The organism is Caldicellulosiruptor bescii DSM 6725 (assembly GCF_000022325.1).
GTDB classification, from domain to species: domain Bacteria; phylum Bacillota; class Thermoanaerobacteria; order Caldicellulosiruptorales; family Caldicellulosiruptoraceae; genus Caldicellulosiruptor; species Caldicellulosiruptor bescii.
On the sequence record NC_012034.1, the window covers coordinates 2,044,199 to 2,065,378 of the forward strand.

A 21,180-nucleotide genomic window follows, 5' to 3' on the forward strand; every position below is an offset into this window, starting at 1 on the left:
TCCTATTATATCCCTATAAGAAATTCATTAAATTTTAATGTAAAATCCCGTCCTTTCAAAAAATTCATCTGATATTTTTTTTAAAATTTCTTCCTGTACCCCTTCACTTAGTTTTATCTTTACCTCTCTTGTTGAAGGATAAATGCTGGGATTTTTTTGAATCTCTATACTGTATTTCGACAATATCTCTTTTAGTATATTTATCATCTCAACCTGATTTATTGACTGAGACACTTTTATATCCCAGCCGGTTTTCTCTGAGAGTTCCTCAATCTTGTCTTTATACCTCTCACCCACAAAAGGTGTCACAAACGAAAGTTCTATATATTTTCCACCTTCTTTAATACTTTTTTTGTAAATTTTATCTTTTTCATTTTCAAAATAGAGGTCAATCAAAAGAAGTGCTTTGTTTTGCTCCATCCTTGGCTTTTGCAAATCTATCTTTTCTTCTTGTTTTTTGCCCTCCACATCAAATATCAGGCTAACTCCAGTTTCTTCTAAAAATTTCTCAGATACTGTCTTCATTTCTTCAAAATCTTCTTTTATTCTTGCCACAATAGCGTTTATAACTGGATTATATGAAAATTTCAACAAATTTACATTATAACCTTTTAGAACATTTTTAATATATTCTGAAGCATACGTGAGATTGACATTAGGATTTATATCAACCTTCCAGAGTGTCAAGTTTTCAAATTCTTTTATTTTTTCTTCAATCTTTTTTGAAACTGCTGGAAAGTGAAAGTAAAATGTAACCACTTTGTTTTCAATATCCATACCAACCTTATACAGTCCATATTCTGAAAACATTCCAAATGCAAGCTCTCGCATTTTGTTCTGCTCCATAGGCTTTGGCTTTAACCTTTCTTCTACCTCTTGGGCAGATAAAATTCTAAATAGGTAGGGTTTTCTGGGGTTTTGTTCAAAATAAACCGACTTCTTTAAGAGTTCAAATACCCTATTTACTTCATCTTTTTCTAAAAATTCTTTTCCATTCCAAATCAAAATGGCATGTTCAGCAGTTATGTGATTTGACTCTTGTTTATTCTCTACAAGGTACTGCCACAAAAGTTTCAAGTTCTCTTCATTTAAAAGTTCTTGATTGTTCAGTTTCTTAACATTGAAAAATGATAGCTGCTTTCTTGGCTTTTCAATTGAAATTGAATTTATCTCACCATTTTGCGGAACAATTATATTTGCTTCAAGCTCCTTTACTGCCATATCCGAAATCTGCAAAATTGCATCTTCACTGCCATGTGCAAAAATGACCGTCCTTGGTCTGAGCGTTGCCAAAAATCCAAGTATTCTATCTCTGTCGCTATGTGCTGAAAGCCCATACTTTTCAACCCTGCACTTTACTTCATATTCTTTGCCATTTAGCTCAATCTTTCTCTCATTCTCCGGAAGTTCGGCAAGTTCAAGAAGTTTTCTTCCAGGCGCTTCTTCGTCTTGATACCCTGTTATTGCAATCAGCGCATTTTGACTCTGTACAATCTTTTCAGCATAAAAAACAGAAGGTCCTCCTGTGAGCATACCCGAGCTTGAGATTATAACACATGGGTCTGAAGAAGAAATTATTTCCTCTCTTTGTTTTTTGTCAGATACAACATTTATATTATCTGCGAAAAATATTTCTTCTCCTTTTAACACTCTCTTGTAATATCGCGAAGACAAATAAGTAGGGTTATTTCTATAAACTCTTATAACTTCCCTTACCATTCCATCAATGAAAACATTAAAACTGACCTTTCTTTTTTTCATATAGTTTCTGAGGATAAGAATAATCTCCTGAGCTCTTCCAATCGCAAAAGCAGGAATTAAAACCTTTCCACCTTGAGATATAACCTCTGCTACTGTGTTAAAAAGCCTTTCTTCTTCAAAATTTCTGTTTGTGTGAAGCCTGTCACCATAGGTTGATTCACATATGACAACATCAGGTCTAATTTTGGGAACTGAAGCTTTGTCAACAGTCAACTGTCTGTCTGCTGAAAAGTCGCCTGTGTAAAGTATGCTGCCTTCTTGAGTCTGAATAAATATCATGGAAGCACCAAGGATATGGCCTGCCGGGAAAAATGTTACCTTAATCCCTTCAATGGGTTCAAATGTATAGTTAAATCCATAGGTAAGGGTTCTATCAAGCAAATCTTCTACATTTTTCTCAGCATAAATAGGTATTTCATCCTCTGCAATCTCCATTATCCTCAAGCTATCATACAAAAGTACCTTTATCAAATCTTTTGTTGGCTGATTTGCATAAAAGAAAATATGAGGATACTCTCTTGCAATTAGAGGAAGGCTTCCTATATGGTCAAGGTGAGCATGCGAAATAAGACAAACATCAACACCGCCAAGCTCGCGAAGAAGTTGCAAGTTTGGGAGCTTGTCTTCTTTCATTCTTATACCAGAGTCAATTAAGATGTTCTTGCCACCAGCTTTTATTAAAACACAAGACGCACCAACCTCTTTAGCACCACCTAAGAAAACTATCTCCATTTTTTAACTCAACTCCATATCAAGATTTTTGTCAAAGTTCAGTTCAGCTACAACCATCCCAATTAAGATTAAACCACATCCTACATAAGAAATCAAAGGTAAAATCTCAGTTGTGTTGTTTGGTCCAGACGGTATTATGGCAGAAAAAATTGCACCAAAAACAGGCTCAGCAGAAAAAATGAGTGCTGTATGAGTGGGTGTTGTGTATTTCTGGACAAACACTTGAGCAGTAAACGCCAACGCTGTCCCTAAAATACCTGTTATCAAAATAGTAACAATAGCTATTAGATTTATTTTAATATTTGTAAGGTTGAGACCAAATATCATTGAAAATATTATATATAAAAAAGCTGCGCTCATCAGCTGAAAAATTGCAATGTTTATTGTATTTATATTATCTTTTGCGGTGAATATGTCAATAAAGATAATTTGAAACACAAACCCAAGGTCAGCAAGAAGGGTAAGAAAATCACCAAAATTAAAATTTGAAAACTTTGCACCGCTTAAAAGCCAAAGTCCAGCAAAAGCCAATATTACACCAACTGTTACGTTAATTTTGGGTATCTTTTTCTCAATCAGAGCTACAAATACAGGAACCAAGATGACAGTCAGCCCAGTTACAAAAGCTGATTTTGACGCATATGTAAACTTTAAGCCTATAACCTGCAATAACATCCCAGCAAATAGAAAAAATCCAATGATACTACCATAAAGAACTTCCCTTAATTTCAACTCTCTTAGATTTTTCCAGAATATTGCTAAAACTATCAGCCAGGCAAGTGTAAATCTTATAGCCAAAAATGCCACTGGGTTCATATCTAAAACTGTGTTTTTCATGAGTACAAACGAACTTCCCCATACCATTGTAACAAAAAGCAAAATGGCATCTGCTAAAATCTTTCGTTTCCCACTCAAGTTTTTTCTTCCTTTCTGTATAAAAATCTTTTCTATCAAGCTAAAAAGGGCTGCCACTAAAACACAAAAGACAGCCCTCTTATTATTTCTATCAAATTTAAAACATTTTAACCAAACCACAATTACAGTATCTTTTGTAAAAACTGTTTTGTCCTCTCTTGTTTTGGATTTGTGAAAATTTCTTCAGGCAATCCTTCTTCCACAATCTTCCCTTTATCCATAAAAACAACTCGATCTGCAACCTCTCTTGCAAATCCCATCTCATGAGTCACAACAAGCATTGTCATACCTTCCCTTGCTAGCTCTTTCATAACATTCAAAACCTCACCCACAAGTTCAGGGTCAAGTGCAGATGTCGGTTCATCAAACAGCATTACTTTTGGCTTCATAGCTAAAGCTCTGGCAATTGCAACTCTTTGCTGCTGTCCACCAGAAAGCTGCGAAGGGTATGAATTTGCCTTGTCCTTGAGCCCCACCTTTTCAAGAAGCTCAAGCCCAAGCTCCACTGCCTCTTCTTTTTTCATTTTATTTACAACAACAGGTCCAACTATCACGTTCTCAAGTGCTGTCATGTGAGGAAACAGGTTAAATCTTTGAAATACCATACCTATTTGTGAACAAAATCTTGCTATCTCTTTTGAGCTATGTTTTTTGTGTTTTTCATGCAGCCCCTTGTCTTCGATGACAAACCCGTCAATTTCAATATACCCTGAATTGATTCTCTCTAAATGGTTAAGACAGCGCAAGAAAGTGCTCTTGCCAGACCCCGATGGTCCTATTATAACCACAACTTCTCCTCTGTTTACCTCCAAGGACACCTTGTCCAGCACAAGATTGTGCCCGAAATATTTAACAATCTCTTTTGCAATTATTATCTTTTTACTATTGTTATTTACTGCATTACCGTTGTTCATACTTTCCCAGCCTCTTTTCAAGCCAATTAAATATTGTAGAAAAAACTGTGGTAAGAGCCAAATATATCACAAGCGCAGCTATATAAATCTCTGCATCCCTTCCTGTTGCAGACGCTTTTAGCTGTGCAGCGCGCATAAGCTCAACCATTCCTATTGTTGACACAAGTGAAGAGTCTTTCAAAAGCGCAATAAACTCATTGCCAATTGGCGGTATTAACCTTTTGTACGTTTGAGGAACAATTACATATCTCATGGTCTGAAGGTAAGTCATGCCAAGAGCCTTTGCCGCTTCGTACTGGCCTCTGTCAATTGACAAAATTGCTGCCCTTATTATTTCTGCAGTGTAAGCACCTGAGTTGATAATAAGAGCAATTGCACCTGCCAAAAACGCCGGCAGTGTCAGAGCAGGTATAATTTTGGGAAGACCATAGTAAATAAAGAATATCTGCAAAAGCAGTGGTGTGCCTCTGAAAAGCCATACATAAAAGCTGCCAATATAATTCAAAAGCTTTATTTTAGAAATTCTAAAAAGAGCTGCAACCAGTCCAAACACAAGCCCAATTGTAACTGCAATCGCAGTAAGTTCAATTGTAACAACACTTGCTTTCAAAAGAACAGGAAAGTATTTTATTATGACTACTTCTGTCAACTCATGCCACCTCTATTTTACTTTGTAATGTCTTCTCCAAACCATTTTTCAGATATTTTCGCAATAGTCCCGTCCTTTTTTAACTGGTCTAAAATCTTTTGAATTTCGTTGTACAGGTCCTTGTCCTCTTTTCTGAGAGCTATTCCCACAGGTTCTCTTTCAAGCTGTGCAGGTGCTATGTCAAACTTTTCAGGATTTTGTTTTTTATAATAGTAAGCAACAACACTGTCTATCACAACTGCTTTTATTCTCCCAATGTCAAGGTCGTTGAAAGCATCAGTTATTCTTTCGTATCGTGTGACATCCTTTTCATAGTTTATAAATTTCATCTTTTGAACAGCATTGTCACCTGTTGTGTTTGCTTGAACGCCTATCTTAATCCCTTTTAAATCTTCAAAACTTTTGATTGAGCTGTCGCCCTTTTTCACAGCAATAACCTGACGAATGTAAAGATATGGCCCCGCTAAATTGAAAGCTTTCTTTCTCTCATCTGTTATACTAAAGCATGAAATAATAGCATCAAACTTTTTGGACTTTAAAGCGCTCTGGATTCCACTCCAGTCAACAGCAACAATCTTTAGCTTTGCACCAAGCTTTTTTGCTATTTCGTTTGCTAAGTCCACATCAAATCCCACTGTGTTGTTGTTATCATCAGTAAATTCCATTGGTGGAAATGTGTTGTCCATACCAACAACAAACTCTTTTGTCTTTTTTATCTTTTCTAAGGTTGTCATGTTTTGGTCATTTGAAGTACATCCGCTTAAAAACGGGATAAAAAGTGCTATTAGCAAAACCAAAGCTATAACCTTTTTATACATATAAATATCCCCTTTCGTTGGTTTAATTTATAAACATACCTTAATAATTATACACCCATTTTGAATTTTATCAATATCAAAATTATGCAAAGTTACTGTTTCTACTTAAATACAGCCTTGCTCAAAATGTATGCAACCCACTCTCTTGTTGCAAAACTATTTAATTTTAAACCTTTTATCTCGTCGGCATTTATAAGTCGATTGTCCACAAAAGCATTTATATACTGATTTGCCCACGACTTATAATCATTTTTTGAGGTAGATTTAAGTTTAAGATACCTTGCCAAAATTGCAAATGCCTGCTCATAAGTGACCCCATCGTTCGGCTTGAAAACGAGCCTATTTTGTTTATCTTTTATCCCTGTGATAATTCCCATCTTATAAAGAGTTTCTATCTCAGATTTTGCCCAGCAGTTTTGAATATCTGAAAAAGAATACTTTCTGATGTTCTTTTCTATTTTTATATCAAATACATTTACAAAAAACTTTACAAACTCCTGACGGGTAACAATATTTTTCGGTTTGAAAGTGCCATCTTTATATCCATCAATCTTTCCAATGCTTGCAAGAAAAAGAATGTGGTCTTTGTACGGTGAATTTTTAATGTCACTAAACAGCAAAGAACCATCAGAAGGCATAAGAATTACTCTAACCGGCAGGATAAACATGCTCTGCGGAATCAAAACCGAATTTGACTCAGACGAAAAAGTTTTTTTGTCAGAAAAATAAACTGTTAGCTGTCTGTCTGAATCTCTTGTAAATCCCTTTACATAGTAGCTCTTGTTTGTCTTTGAATATAGCACAACTTGCATATTGTTCGTTCCATTAACGTAGTATTCAACCTTACAAAATACATCTGCTGCAAACACTTTTTGTTGCCATAAAATGACCACTGCTAAAATCAAACAAATAAGAGCTTTTCGAAAACCTTTCATCTTGATCTCTTCACCTTCTTATCCACAAAATTTCTTATCATATATTCGAAACAACATGATAGAAGAATGCTAAAACATATTCTCTTGTTGCTGTCTCTTTGGGATTGAACGTAACATAATCAAAAAGCCAACCCATCTTGTATGCTTTTTTCAAAGACAACAAGTATCTGTCATCAGCAGAAAGTTTTGTCCATGCAACATCGTCTACTGAGATTTCATTGCCAGTGTAAATCTCATAAAACTTTACCATCATATCTACAGCGGCTTCTTTTGTAAGAACAGAATTGTCCTGAGTATTTTCAATTAGTCCTGCCTTGTACGCTTTTTTAATATACTCATCAATTATCTCAAACCTGTAGAGTCTCTTCTTCTCTGCAAAATATACCAAAAAAGAGGCAAGTTCCTGTTTTGAGACAGCGTTTTTTATTCCTATTGTATCGCTTGTATCATCGCTGGCAATAGTCTTAAAAAGATTGTAAAGTTTTGTTGCATAGCTGCTTGAAATTATATCTTTGTAAAAGCCTTTTCTTACAATCACAACTGCCTGAGGTGTTTGCAAATTAAAAGTTACACTTTTATTGTCACTTGCAAACACAGCGTTTTCTGGTTCTTTCCAAGAAAGAGAGGTCAAATCAAAAACATATGGTATTGCGACTGACCACGGTTCTCTGTTTATTAGCGAAATTTTAACTGGCGTTTGAAAATATGATATTCCTACTTGCTTTGTAAAGCTTGAAGCTGTGCACCTGATATCATACACTTCAGAGATAGCATCTTTTACATTATATTTGTCAGATGCTCTTATAAATGTCAGTTCAGTATAAATACTTGATGGTGATACGCCAAACACTGTCAGTTTATCTATGTCGCTACTGTCGATGGCAGCAAAATTGAACTGCGAAGTTGCTCCATCTAATGTGACAATGCAATCTTTATTGAGCTTAACCAGCGCTTTTAAAACATCGTATCTTATTTTTATCACAAACTGAAAAATAGATGAACTTGTTCTCTTTGTAAAATCAATTAAAACAGGCTTTGAGTCCAAAGACTCATTGACATATCTATAGGTAATCTCTATTATCATCCTGCCACTTGCAGGGTCTTCTACAGTTATAAAAGGCAGAGTTGTATCCTGAACAGAATCGAACACACCTGTATACTCGCTTATATCCTTTTTAGTAACAAAAGAGATAATCTCTGTCGACTGAGATAGCTGACCATCAGAAGCTATAGCAAAAAGTCTTGCCCAATACCTTGTATTGGGTTTCAAGCCGATTACTTTATATTCAGTTGTATCTGGGCCGGTTGTGTACTTCTGGGAGTTTGAAAATGAAATATTGTCAGCTACCTCAATAACATATCTTCTTCCCGTCTCGGCAATCTCCCAAACAAAAATGGCGTAGTCTTTCCCGTAGTCTTTTATACCAAAAGCTACTGGAGTTTTCGGTGGAGGAACCTTTTGTGTTCTGCCAAAAACAGGACTGCTAAACTCTGAATACACTTTCTGATTGTCTTTGATGATATATGCCCTAACCCTAAAATAGTAGAGCGTATCAGGTTTTAAGTTTTGAACTGTGAAATAACAAAGGCCGGTGGTATAATCAATCTCTTTTAAAGAAGGTTTAAAACTGTCAGATGCAATCTGCCATGCATTTGAGTTTTTAATGTCTTCTGATAACTGAACTTCAAAATATACATTCTCTATATAGCTCCATGAAAGCAGAGCAGAATTATACGTTGTTGTCACAACGCTCAAATTTTCAACAACTGGAACAGAAGAAGGTAGCGGCACCTCATATTTTATCAGCGTTGTTGCCATTACAACATTGGATGGTAATGAATAGTATACACTACTGTCAATCTTTCTCACAGCTCTTATAAAAAATACATACCTTGTGTTTGGCAAGAGACTGCTTACCCTGAAAACTATCTTGCCTGATTGATCTACCTGATAGTCAGAAAGTGATATCTTTTGGAAACTTGCTATATCAAGATTTTCTGGATTAGTTATATCCATTCCAACCTGGTACACTGCAAAGTTGACCTCATAGAAGATGCTCCTGTCTACAGTCGGCGGCTGGATACCTGCAATAGTTACAGGCTGCCATGACAAAACTACAGAATCGTAAGTTGTATATACAACAGACAAAAGTGTTGGAGTGGTTGGCGGAGTTATGTCGCCAGAAGTAGTATATGAAATTGTCAAAGCAGGGGTTGATTCCTTGTAAATGTATGTCCCCTGTTCATAATCATAAAACCTCTTCTTCACCACAACCTTTAAAACATAAACAGTGTTTTTTTCAAGACCTGTGATGTCAAACCTATAATATCCTGTGGGAAGATTGTTCTCGTCCTTTTCCTCATCAGAACTTTTCATCTGATAATTGGATACAAAAAGAGTAAAATCAACATTGCTATCCGAATATTTTTTGTAATAAAAATCATACACAACATCTTTATCTGTTGGTATTTTAAATCTTAAAGAGATTGTATCTTGAGACTTCGGAAAAGCAGTCAAATTTTCTGCCGCAGGTGGTGCAAAAGGCAGTGTATATGGATGAACATACAAGTCTTTTGATCTGATAGACACCTTTCTGCCAAAACTATCAAAAACATCAACCTGTATTCTGAAAAACACATCATCTGTGATACTAACAACAGCAAAAAACTCGTTCGCCGAAACTGTACCAATTAAAGTAGGTATCTGATCTTTACTACCTTTGTAAATTTCATATTCGTTTTCGGCAATTGATACCTTTGCCCACCTTAACCACACAACATTGTCAGCAATTCTCTGAGCCTCCGCCTGAATGTATGTTGCCGCCTCACCGATTACCTTAATATTTGGTGGTGTGTATGTCTGTGGGTCACGCCAGATAACTTCTTGAGGCAAATTTCTCGGCAAAACTTTTACATAGTAAAGGCTACTTGGCGAAAGTCCTGCTGCTGTATATTTGAGTTTCCTGCCTGGCAGAATTTCAACTCTTCCACCCGGTTTTTGGCTCTGAAGTAAGGTTATCCTGTCACCATCTATCTGATACTTCGTTGGAGTTGTAAAGCTTATGTCTTTTGACACATATATGTCATAATCTATTCTTTTGCCAGAATAGTAAACATCATCCCACACTATATCAATGGCATCTTCAGCATTTGTATAACATTCAACAAAAATAGGTGTCAAAAACACAATTGTATTTGAATACGAAGAGTAATAAACAACATTTCCTGTCTGTTCCTGTAAAACTCTCACACTTCTTACCTTGGCATAAAAAATTGTTCCGCTTGGAATCTTTTGCCCATTCGGAAGACTCTGAACTTTATAAGTATAATTGCCATTTGAAACTGTGAGGTTTGGGTCATTTTTGTATATGGTATATCCATAAGGAAATCTTGTGGGGTCATCACCAAGATACAGCTCAAAGTAATCAAAGTCAGAATAACTGTATTGCCAAGAAAAATAAAGTGTTATAGTTCCATCCTGAGCTACTTCCATCCTCGGAAGATTATTTACAACTGCTATATTCAAACCCTGAGGTGCAGGAAGAACAATTGCAGGCTGTGCTATTAGATTTTGGGGAACCAAAGCAATCAAAAAAGATATTAAAAGGAAAATCGAAACTATTTTAATTGCGATGGATTTCATCTTTTCACTCACCCGTTTTTTAATATTTCAAAATCTTTTCAAGATTAACTATATAGTGAACAAACTCATCAAGCTTTATTGTCTCATAAGGGTCCAAATCGTTATCTACAATCCCAAGCGACATTATAGCAAGGATAAACTTTTTGTACCTCCCATCGGGCACAAAGCTTGTTGACTTTGTAATAACAACGTTGTCAATCGAAGATGATGTCTTCTGTTCATACACCCTCGCCAGGATATATATCGCTTCTTGCCTTGTCAGATTCCCGTTTCTGACTTTTTCAATATCAATACCAAATACTCTTGTTATGAGTTTGGTTGCATAATCCTGTGAAAGGTTCTTATTAAAGTCACTGTAAAGCTCATTTAAGTTGTATTTTTGAACAACATATGCTATATCATCTTTGTACTTGCTGAGAGTGTAACTTGACACAGTCTGAGTTTTCAGCACTCCAAATGTGCCAGGCTTTTCAACATTAAAGGTTATACTGTTTGAAAGACTGTCAATTGAAAAACTGGTTACAAAGCTGCTATTCGAAAAGTCATATATAGCCCTTGTTTGGTTTGCTTGACCAGACAAACTTGCAAGCTTCAATGTAATATTTACAGGTTTTGCAAAGCTTGATACAACTTGTTCATCATTTTGGTAAAATCTGGCAGTTACCTTAAATGTTATCACATCAGAGTCAATGTCATACCCATATGAAGGTGGCAAAGCAGAAACTGAAGAAAGTTCTATTAAAATCATCACCAATCCTTTGTCAATTCCATATCTTTTTGAAATATTCTCAACCTCAGAAACATTCAAAGCACCCGGTGGAAGTTTTAACATACTACTTTTGTATTTCAAAACAAAACTTTTCTGTAACTTCTCAAGTGCATCTGCCACCTTGTAAGAAAATAAAACCTGTCCTTTAGCAGTAGAGTAAATAGCTTTTGTAAAGTCTATAACAAACTCGTTCGAATTGATTCGCTGAATTTCATCCAAAGCATTTTGGTCATTGATATAAAGATAGTACTTATCAGAACTATTTTCAAGTACAATAGTAACCTGTTTCTGATTTTGAATATCCCTTATTCTGTTTTGTTCTTCTTCTTTGAGCTTTTGCTGCTGATTTTCAAAGTCGCTTTGGTTAAAAACTGTTCGCGCTAAAACCTCTGCAAAAATTGAAACCTTTCCAGTCGGAATATGAATGCTTCTCACCCTGACGTAATACAGGGTATTTGAACTTAAATTCCCAATGTAATATTTATATACAGCAACTTTTGACGACACTACAGAAGCAGGCGAAATTGAACCAGAATATACCAAGGTATACACAGTACTATTTTCTTGCCTTACAAAAATCTGATATCCGTAATTTGGATTGCCGTTCCACTGGATTGTAAGTCCGTGTCCGCTCGAATCTCTTGATATTACTATCAAATTTTCAGGCTTTTCAATTGATGATGTTGTCACGGCAATGCTTCCCCAAAGCGACTCTCTGCCATTTTCTATAGCTTTTATAGAAAAATAGTATAGTGTGTTTGGAGCAAGGTTTTTAAATGTCACAGGAGATGTGACATCAATATATATCCTTGCACCAACAGGAGAGTTTTGCGAATACACGTCATATACAACCTCTTCGACTACAAAAGTTGAATCAGATACCTGCCTGTAGATTTCAACCTTTTGTCTGAGTGTTTTGACAAAGTGATCCTTGACCTCATCTACGCTGAGTTTATTGCTCTCTAACGTTCTTGAAGTTTGCAAAATGACATATGACTGACCTGGTTTTGTATCCCATCTGAGCTTCACAGAGGTCTGGGTCACTGCATCATCCTCAGGTGCAATCATGAAATTTTTAGGAATCTCTGGCTGTGAAATAGTAGGTGGCACCTGTTGAGGTTTTGTTAAAGCAACATATGCCTTACTAAATTCTGAAAGATAGTCTTTGTCAAGATAAACTCTTACTTTAAACCTGATATAATAAGGAGTATTGCTTTTAAGATTTGATATATCAATATAATTCGAAATATTCTCTGATGGAAGTTCAAAGTAAACCTTTACATTCTTTTCATCCCAAGAGGACTCACAAACATATACCTGATAGTATACCTTTTCAGAAACTGTCAAGCTCCCAGAAAAGTAAGCTGATTGCGATACATAATCTACTATCGCTTGATGAATCTTTGAGAGTAGATCGTCCTGATACACGTAAATCCTTATACCTGTCTCAGAAGGTACAATCTGTCTTACAAAATTGTCATCAACAGGTGGCACATTTAAAATGGCAATAGGTTTTGTTGTCCCAACAAATACAAGCGAAAAGTCAGATTTTTTCTGATTAGTAGTGTTTATTATTCTAATCTTGAAATAGTAAACTGTATTTGGTAGAAGATTTGATATTTTATATCTATACCTTGTGCCATCTAAAATTAAATCACTTGGCAAAAGACCATCTGTGTTTGGATTATATGTAGAAGAACTATAAACAAGCTTGTACACAGTAGGATTTCCATTTGCATCAAGAACATCTTTATATTCTGTTGAAATCCAAATCTGATATACATAACTTGAGTCGTCTGAAACGGGTTTATCAAACGAAACCTCAATCTCTGTCTGTGAAATAGTTTCAGCTCTGCAGTTTTTAGGTGTTGGTGGAATATCACCAAGCTCTGTAACAGAAACTTTTATGAGAGCAGAAGGAATTCTTGTACCATCTGCAAAAATGGCTTCTACTCTTATGAAATAGTATTTTGTGGTCATAGAAAGACCAGGAATGTATGCTTCGTTCTGGTTATATGAGGTTGTTGCAAATATGTTTTGTGGTGGAAGGTTGTCCCTCGGAAGCTCATTCGCGCTTGTCGCATAATATGCACGATATCTTATCTCATCTTGTTTGTAGTTTCCAGGGTCAACACCTCGCCACTGAACTCTTACTAAAGCTAAAGTCTTCCCATCTTTTTCTATCTCACCTATCTTTGCAGCACTGACTTGCATAAGCGTAGGACATGCAATGTTTGTAAGAGGCTTGTAAATCACTTTTGTACTATCCATTTTCGGATTCATAAGAATGTAATATATTGTACCTGGCACAAGTTCATATGTGTCAATTCCATCATACTTGTCATAAACAGTCATATTTACTGTTTGGTTGATTTCCTGCGCAAACTGCTGAACACCTTCTTTATAAAGCTTTATAGGAATTGTAATATTGTTTTCCTTTTGATACTTGTAAATTTCATTTGTATTATTATCAACATAATACTGATTAGCATCTGATGCTGTTTGGCTTTTTCCTACAAAAACGTTGTAACCCCTAAATCCAATGTCTGGTTGAAAATCATCCGATACATTGATTTTGTTAAAGGTTATTAAAAGTTTTGGATGTTCACCGCCTGAGCCAAGAGGTATATCCTCTTCTTTTTCTGGGTCTGGTTCTGGCTGAGCATAAAGTTTAAACTCTGTTATAACATAAATTGATTGCGAAGTTATAATCTGTTCATCTTCATTTTTGGCAACTACAGTTATTTTATACACTGTGGCGCTTTTGAGCCCTGTTATATCGCAGTATGTATTCTGGGTTACCGTTTGAAAATCTACCTGGGAATTTGAAGATGCAGCGTAAACTTCATATAATACTGCATCTTCAATGGGATTCCATATTATAGAAATAGAATTTCTTGTTATTTTATAAACTCCACTATTATCTCTTTGCACAGTTATATTTAAAGATGTTGAAAGGGTTTGTGAAAATGATTGAATGTTAAAGTTGGAAAATAAAAATGAAATCAAAATTAAAATAGAAACCACTCTTTTTATGTTTTTAAACATTTTTTATCCCACCTTAAAACGCGCTTAGAATTTGTGTTTTTCAAAGATATAATCGGCAACAAATTGCCATTTTTAAAGCACATTTCTTACACAAACATATCGCTTCCACAAAATTCCTCAGGTTTTTTACTGCTTTTCCCAAAATAAAATAAAAGTGCTTCTTTTATTCTTTTTGAGGCATTTCCATCACCATAAGGGTTTATAGCTTTTGCCATCTTAAGATACTCTTCTTCATCTGTTAAGAGTTTTGTAACAATCTGAATTATCCTTTCTTTCTGTGTCCCTGCAACTACAACTGTCTTTGCTAAAACAGCTTCTGGTCTTTCTGTTGTGTCGCGCAGAACAACAACAGGTTTCCCCAAAGACGGTGCTTCTTCCTGAAGCCCACCAGAGTCTGTTAAAACCAAATAGCTTCTTGCAATGAGGTTGTGCATATCATCAACGTCAATTGGATTTATCAGTTTTATCCTTGGATGGTCTTTTAAAATCCTGTACGCAACATTCTTGACATTCGGATTTAGATGTACAGGATATACAAAAACTACATCGTCAAACTCATTTGCAATCTTCAGGACAGCCTCAAAAATATTCTCAAGCGGTTTTCCAAAATTTTCTCTCCTGTGGGCAGTGAGAAGAATTACTCTCTTTGAAAAATTTATATTGTTTAGACTATCTTCCTTGAACACATAGTCTTCTTTCACAGTAAATTTAAGTGTATCAATCACAGTGTTACCAGTCACAAAGATGCTTTCTTCTTTTACTCCTTCTGCCATCAAATTTAACTTCGCCTTTTTTGTGGGGGCAAAATGAAGGTCGCTCAGCGCTGCCGTAAGCTTTCTGTTCATCTCTTCTGGAAAAGGTGAATATTTATTATATGTTCTCAAACCCGCCTCAACATGTCCTACCTTTGTTTTAAAATAAAAACTTGCAAGTGCTGATGCAAATGTGGTTGTTGTGTCGCCATGGACAAGCACAATGTCTGGTCTTTCTTTCTCCAAAACCTTTTCAAATCTCAAAAGCACATCAGAAGTTATAGAAAATAAGCTTTGGTTGTATTTCATTATGTCAAGGTCATAACCAGGCTTTATATCAAAAATCTCAAGTACCTGGTCAAGCATCTGTCTGTGCTGTGCTGTGACACATACTTTAACATCAAAATTAGAATCTTCCTGTAATTCTTTTACAAGTGGTGCCATCTTTATTGCCTCAGGTCTTGTTCCAAATACAATGAGTGTCTTTATCATTTAGAAGCCCATCCTCTCTTGTAATTTTCATGTGCCTTCCAAGTCAAAATCAGGTGTATACTTGTCTGTTGCCGTTTCTTAATCCTGAATGTATCCATAGTCAAGACCATTTTCCAGCACAAAGTTTACAACCTCTTGATATTCTTTTTTTGTAATCCTTCTTGAAATTTCTTTAAACTCTTTAGCCCTATACATAGGATAATACTGGCTCATAAGGCTTATCATAACTTTGCCTTTCAAGTTGTCTTTAATCCAGCTCAAAATCATTATAGAATCATTTGTGTGCATTGGAAGTACCAAATGGCGAATTATAACACCTCTTTTCATTATACCATTTTCTATTACAACATCTCCAACAAGCTCAAACATTTTTAATATTGACTTTGATGCAAATTCAAAATACCGAGGAGCATTGGAATACTTTTTTGCAATCTCATCATCAAAATATTTAAGGTCTGGCAAGAATATGTCCACATATCCTCTCAAAAGCTCTATGGTTTCTGGTTTTTCATATGAAGATGTGTTGTACACAATGGGAATTCTAAGACCCTTTCCCCTTGCAATGTCAATTGCCTCAATTATATATGGAACGTAAATGGTTGGCGTCACAAGATTTATATTGTGAGCACCTTTTGACTGAAGGTTCAAAAAGATAGTAGCAAGTTTATTTACATCTATGAATGCTCCAAACCTCATCTGGCTTATCTCATAATTCTGGCAAAATATACAGCCCATATTGCACCCAGAAAAAAATACTGTGCCAGACCCGTTTTTGCCGGAGATACATGGCTCTTCCCAGAAATGCAAAAAGGCTTTTGACACCTTTATACCACCTACAATTTTGCAAAAACCAGTCTCGCCCTCAATCCGATTTACCCCGCACTCTCGCGGACATATTCTGCAGCTTTTTAAAAGCTGTTGGGAAAGCAAAAAGCCACTCCCCCTTTTCAAACATCAACATTCAGAATCCTTGAAATGTAGAGCTTTATGTCAGCAGGATTAAAAATCCTTTCAATCCTGTCGTCTTCATACACAAATTTTGACACAGCTTTTGCACCACATGCATAGATATTGTGCTTTTCCTGCATTATCATCACATTGTAAAGCCCTTCAAATCCCCTTTTGCAGTATCCAACGTTTTCAAAGTTTCCTATCATATTCTTCTGCCTGTACATGTAGTATGGAATGTAGCCGTGCTCCTCCAAGATATATTGTGTCCAATTAAGAAGGTTATTTACAGTCTCCTCATCCATAAACTCATATTCATTCCATTTGAATCTTAAAAGGCTTGCCCTTTTTATGGAAAGTGTGTGAACGGTAATTGAAGCAGGAGAAAGCTTTAAAACATCCTCAATTGTCTTTTTATAATCATTCTCATCTTCACCAGGAAGCCCTAATATCACATCACTGTTTATATTTTTAAATCCATATTCTTTAGCCAACGCAAATGCCCTTTTTATATCCTCAAATGTGTGGTTCCTGCCTATTATTTTCAAAGTGTTGTCATTTGAACTTTGAGGATTTATGCAAAGCCTGATATTTAGCTCTTTGCTTTGATCTGCTAAAAGTTCAAGCAGTGATACATCAATTGTGTCCGGCCTTCCTGCCTCAAATGTGATTTCTCGAATATGGTCTTTTTCAAGATTCTCAAATAGATTTGTGAAAATCTTTTTTATATTCTCTATGCCCAGCACTGCAGGACTTCCACCGCCAAAATAAATTGCAACAATCTTATTTCTGTTTTCCTCTATCTTTTGATATGTTTTTTCAAGTTCACAAATGAGGCTATCTGTATACATTCCTAATAAACTTTTTACCTGCCTTGTCATCTCGTGGCATGAAAAAGAACAGTAAAGACACTTAGTCGGGCATATTGGAATACCTATGTACAAACAAGCCGAAAAAGGATCAAGCCTGTTTAAAACGCTCATTTCATTCTTTGCAACCTTTAAAAGAAGTTTTGATTTTTTCTCAGAAATATAATATCCTTCTTGCAAGAACTTGTATATCTCTTCCTCTTTCAGACCCTGCTCCAACAAGGGGTACACAATCTTTGTAGGTCTTATTCCTGTTAAAATCCCCCAGGGAAGCTCTCTTTTTGTCTCATCCTTTAAAAGGTCATAAATGTTTCTCCCAAATATTTTTTTTGACTCATGTTCATCATCAACGAGCAGAAAATCTTTTTGAATAGTCTTATTCCCTTTTTGAAGCTTCAGAAAGACTTTCATTTCCTCAAAATATGCCTCAAAATGAATATCCCCACCATGTCCAAACTTTACTTCAGCACTAGGATAGAATGCTCTTATTATGTGTTGAAAATCATACAAAAACTTTTGGCTGTTTGAAAAATATGTTATTCTCAAATTGTGTTCTACCCCTTTAGCAAAAAATGATTTTTTGTGCAATAAAAATAAAAAACTTATAGCATTATTTTGTGCTATAAGTCAGCATATGTATTTAAAAATTCTTAAGCTCATCACCAATGGTAGTTGGCACACCGTGCCCAGGATAAACCTTTGTGTTCCTTGGAAGCACCAAAAGCTTTTCTTTTATAGACTCAAAGATCTGTCTTTCATCCCCAAGTGGAAGGTCACACCTGCCAAAAGAGTCTTTAAATAGCGTGTCACCAGAAAACAAAATGTTATCATACAAAAAACAGCTCGAACCAGGTGTGTGGCCAGGGGTGTGTAACACTTTCAATGAAAAATCGGCAAACTCAAGTACATCTCCATCCTCAAAGTACCCATCACAGTTTATCTTTACTTCTGAACCAATTAGATACGACAGGTTATATGCTGGATTTGATAGGATCTCCTTTTCGACCCTGTGCGCGTAAATTGGCAGTTTAAACCTCTGTTTTAGATAGCTGCAGCCCAAAAAATGGTCAAAATGTCCATGCGTCAAAAGTATAGCTCGTGGAATAAGGTCATTTTCAACAATAATGTTTTCAATTTTTGTTGCATCATCTCCTGGGTCAATAATGACAACCTCTTTTTTTCCAAATACATAACAGTTTGTCACCACATCCCCAACTTCAATACATTTTAAAAACATCAAGTTCTTTACCCCCTCTACTTTCTCGAAAAAACCTGCTCAGAAAATCTTCTTACTGTCGAGTAAAACTGTCACAGGCCCGTCATTTAATATACTTACCTCCATGTGTGCTTGAAAAACTCCACATTCAACCTTTCGTACTTTCTGTTTGAGCTTTTCAACAAAATAGTTATACAACCTCTCTGCCTTTTCTTTTTCTGCTGCAAACATGAAATTTGGTCTTCTTCCCTTTCTTGCATCGCCCATTACTGTAAAGTTTGAGATAACCAAAACTTCACCGCCTACGTCCATCAAAGAAAGGTTAAACTTCGAGGTTTCATCCTCAAATATTCTAAGGTTTGCAACCTTTTCACAAAGATAATCAGCATCCTCTTCTGTATCATCCTGTGCAACCCCAACAAGCAAACAAAGACCTCTTTGAATTCTTCCAACCTCTTTGCCGTCAACTATTACAAAAGCTTCTTTTACTCTTTGAACAACAGCTCTCAAATTCTTTAGCCTCCTTTTACACGCTGGACCTCAAATACACTGTCAATTTTCCTCAGCTTTCTAATAATCTTCTCAAGCTGCTCTGTTGAACTTATTTCAACAGTAAGATTGATATTGGCAATCCTGTCTCGTGTGGTCCTTCCCTGAATAGCCTTAACCGAAATCTTGTTCTCACCAAGCAAGTTTGTTATGTCCATCAGTATTCCTGTCCTGTCGTTTGCAAGAACGTTTATTGTAGCGTCAAACTTTGCATCTTTCGTAACGTTCCACTCAGCCTCAACAATCCTCTCTGGCTCTTTTAAATACTGTTCAACATTTGGACAGTCACGCCTGTGGATTGAAACGCCTCTTCCCCTTGTGATGTATCCTATAACTTTATCGCCAGGTACCGGGTTGCAACATTTTGCAAACCTCACAAGAACATTTTCAACACCTTTTACAAGTATTCCGTTATTTGAAGAAGCCTTCGCAGGTTTTGGCTTTTCAATCTGAAATTCTTTTTGCTCATCTTCTTTAATGTATTTTTTTATCTCCTCTTTTATCCTCAGTGCTATTTTAGTAGCTGTAATACCACCATACCCAAGTGCAGCAAACATGTCCTCAGGGGTTCTATAGCCATATCTTTGCGAAACCGCCTGCAGCACATCCTCTTTTAGAGCAAATTGTAAAGGAAGGTTGAGTTTTTTGAGTTCCTTTTCCAATATATCTTTGCCTTTTTGAATATTCTCTTCTTTTCTCTCTTTTTTAAACCATGCGTTTATTTTGCTTTTTGCCTGAGGACTTTTGACAATCTTGAGCCAGTCCTGGCTTGGACCATGGACATTGGGTGATGTAATAATCTCAACAATATCACCATTTTTGAGCTCATAATCAATGGGGACAAGCTTGCCGTTTACTTTTGCTCCTGCCATTTTGTTGCCTATCTCACTGTGAATTGCATATGCAAAGTCTATCGGCGTTGAACCCTGTGGTAGACTTATAACATCGCCTTTCGGAGTAAATACAAAAACCTCATCAGAAAACAGGTTTATTTTTAACGACTCCATAAACTCTTTTGCATCTTTGAGCTCTTTCTGCCACTCCAGAAGTTCTCTAAGCCAAGCAAACTTCTCATCTTCATCAGTTGATTTAATTCTTCCTTCTTTGTACTTCCAGTGAGCAGCAATACCATACTCGGCTGTCCTATGCATATCAAATGTTCTTATCTGTACTTCAAAAGGCTCACCTTCAGGTCCTATCACGGTTGTGTGAAGTGACTGGTACATGTTCGGTTTTGGCATTGCAATGTAGTCTTTAAACCTGCCAGGCATGGGTTTGAACAATGTATGAATTATTCCCAGAACTCCATAACAATCTTTTACTGAATTTACAATGATTCTAATAGCAAAAAGGTCATAAATCTCTTCTAAAGTTTTACCTTGCTCTTTCATTTTACGATAGATGCTGTAAAAATGTTTTGGTCTTCCGTCTATCTGACCAACCTCAATGTTTGCCTCTTTGAGTTTTTCTGAAATAAGCGAAATAATTTTCTTTATATACTCTTCCCTTTCTACCCTCTTTTTTGCAATCTTTTCAACAAGATCATAATAGCCTTCAGGGTCAAGATAGCGCAGGGACAAATCTTCAAGCTCCCACTTTATCTTTGAAATTCCAAGTCTGTGGGCAAGCGGAGCATATATGTCAATTGTTTCCTGAGCTTTTTGTCTCTGTTTTTCAGGAGGAAGGTACTTGAGGGTTCGCATATTGTGGAGCCTGTCTGCAAGTTTTATCAAAATGACCCTTATATCCTTTGCCATTGCAATAAGCATCTTGCGGTAGTTTTCTGCCTGTCTTTCAAGCTTACTGGTAAATTCAAGCTTGCCAAGTTTTGTGACACCATCCACAAGCTCAGCTATTTCCTTTCCAAACTCTCTCTCTACATCTTCTAAAGACGCAGAAGTATCCTCCACCACATCATGCAATAGTCCAGCAACAATTGATGCAATGTCAAGCTCTAAATCTGCCAAAATCAGTGCAACCTCAAGAGGATGCACTATATATGGCTCGCCAGAGTTTCTTGACTGTCCATCATGATGCTTTTGTGCAAATTCAAATGCTTTTTTAATAAGATTTATATCTTCTTCTGATGCATACTTTTTTACCCTTTCTATAAGCTCATTTAACTTGTCGCTCAAATCTAAATTCACCTCGATGGACCTCTATTTAGGTC

At 36.1% G+C, this 21,180-nt stretch carries 14 protein-coding genes; all 14 read right to left on the reverse strand.

All coding sequences use genetic code 11. The features are described 5' to 3' along the window. Positions 1-27 precede the first annotated feature (27 nt). A complete protein-coding gene (locus ATHE_RS09725; protein WP_015908315.1) occupies positions 28-2,493 on the reverse strand; it encodes an MBL fold metallo-hydrolase in 2,466 nt (821 codons plus the stop codon). 3 nt (positions 2,494-2,496) lie between these two features. Next, entirely contained in the window at positions 2,497-3,408 is a 912-nt protein-coding gene (locus ATHE_RS09730) for a DMT family transporter (RefSeq protein ID WP_041727409.1), read from the reverse strand. 122 nt (positions 3,409-3,530) lie between these two features. Next, positions 3,531-4,322: an amino acid ABC transporter ATP-binding protein gene (locus ATHE_RS09735; protein ID WP_015908317.1), complete on the reverse strand. Its 792-nt coding sequence runs from the start codon at positions 4,320-4,322 to the stop codon at positions 3,531-3,533. Then, positions 4,309-4,971 carry an amino acid ABC transporter permease gene (locus tag ATHE_RS09740; protein WP_015908318.1) on the reverse strand — a complete coding sequence of 221 codons (663 nt, stop codon included), beginning with the start codon at positions 4,969-4,971 and terminating at the stop codon, positions 4,309-4,311. Before ATHE_RS09740 ends, ATHE_RS09735 begins: the two co-directional genes overlap by 14 nt. A 17-nt stretch (positions 4,972-4,988) precedes the next feature. Next, positions 4,989-5,789, reverse strand: coding sequence for an ABC transporter substrate-binding protein (locus ATHE_RS09745; protein ID WP_015908319.1), 801 nt, complete (start codon positions 5,787-5,789; stop codon positions 4,989-4,991). Positions 5,790-5,890: 101 nt separating this feature from the next. Continuing rightward, complete coding sequence (locus ATHE_RS09750) at positions 5,891-6,724, reverse strand: S-layer homology domain-containing protein (protein ID WP_015908320.1); 834 nt, start codon at positions 6,722-6,724, stop codon at positions 5,891-5,893. Between the two features lie 37 nt (positions 6,725-6,761). Further along, entirely contained in the window at positions 6,762-10,367 is a 3,606-nt protein-coding gene (locus tag ATHE_RS09755; RefSeq protein WP_015908321.1) for a fibronectin type III domain-containing protein, read from the reverse strand. A gap of 19 nt (positions 10,368-10,386) precedes the next feature. Then, a complete protein-coding gene (locus ATHE_RS09760) occupies positions 10,387-14,184 on the reverse strand; it encodes a fibronectin type III domain-containing protein (RefSeq protein WP_015908322.1) in 3,798 nt (1,265 codons plus the stop codon). Between the two features lie 86 nt (positions 14,185-14,270). Then, the gene (gene wecB, locus ATHE_RS09765) at positions 14,271-15,428 is read right to left on the reverse strand and encodes a non-hydrolyzing UDP-N-acetylglucosamine 2-epimerase (RefSeq protein WP_015908323.1); all 1,158 of its coding nucleotides are present in this window, start codon (positions 15,426-15,428) and stop codon (positions 14,271-14,273) included. 78 nt (positions 15,429-15,506) lie between these two features. Continuing rightward, positions 15,507-16,358, reverse strand: a complete 852-nt coding sequence (locus tag ATHE_RS09770) for a radical SAM protein (protein ID WP_015908324.1) — start codon at positions 16,356-16,358, stop codon at positions 15,507-15,509. Positions 16,359-16,375: 17 nt separating this feature from the next. Then, positions 16,376-17,833: a coproporphyrinogen III oxidase gene (locus ATHE_RS09775; protein ID WP_079504026.1), complete on the reverse strand. Its 1,458-nt coding sequence runs from the start codon at positions 17,831-17,833 to the stop codon at positions 16,376-16,378. Positions 17,834-17,885: 52 nt separating this feature from the next. After that, positions 17,886-18,482: an MBL fold metallo-hydrolase gene (locus ATHE_RS09780; protein WP_015908326.1), complete on the reverse strand. Its 597-nt coding sequence runs from the start codon at positions 18,480-18,482 to the stop codon at positions 17,886-17,888. Positions 18,483-18,521: 39 nt separating this feature from the next. Continuing rightward, positions 18,522-18,971, reverse strand: coding sequence for a D-aminoacyl-tRNA deacylase (dtd, locus tag ATHE_RS09785; RefSeq protein ID WP_015908327.1), 450 nt, complete (start codon positions 18,969-18,971; stop codon positions 18,522-18,524). Positions 18,972-18,976: 5 nt separating this feature from the next. Further along, on the reverse strand, positions 18,977-21,157 hold the full coding sequence (locus tag ATHE_RS09790; protein ID WP_015908328.1) for a RelA/SpoT family protein: 2,181 nt from the start codon (positions 21,155-21,157) through the stop codon (positions 18,977-18,979). Positions 21,158-21,180: the final 23 nt, after the last annotated feature.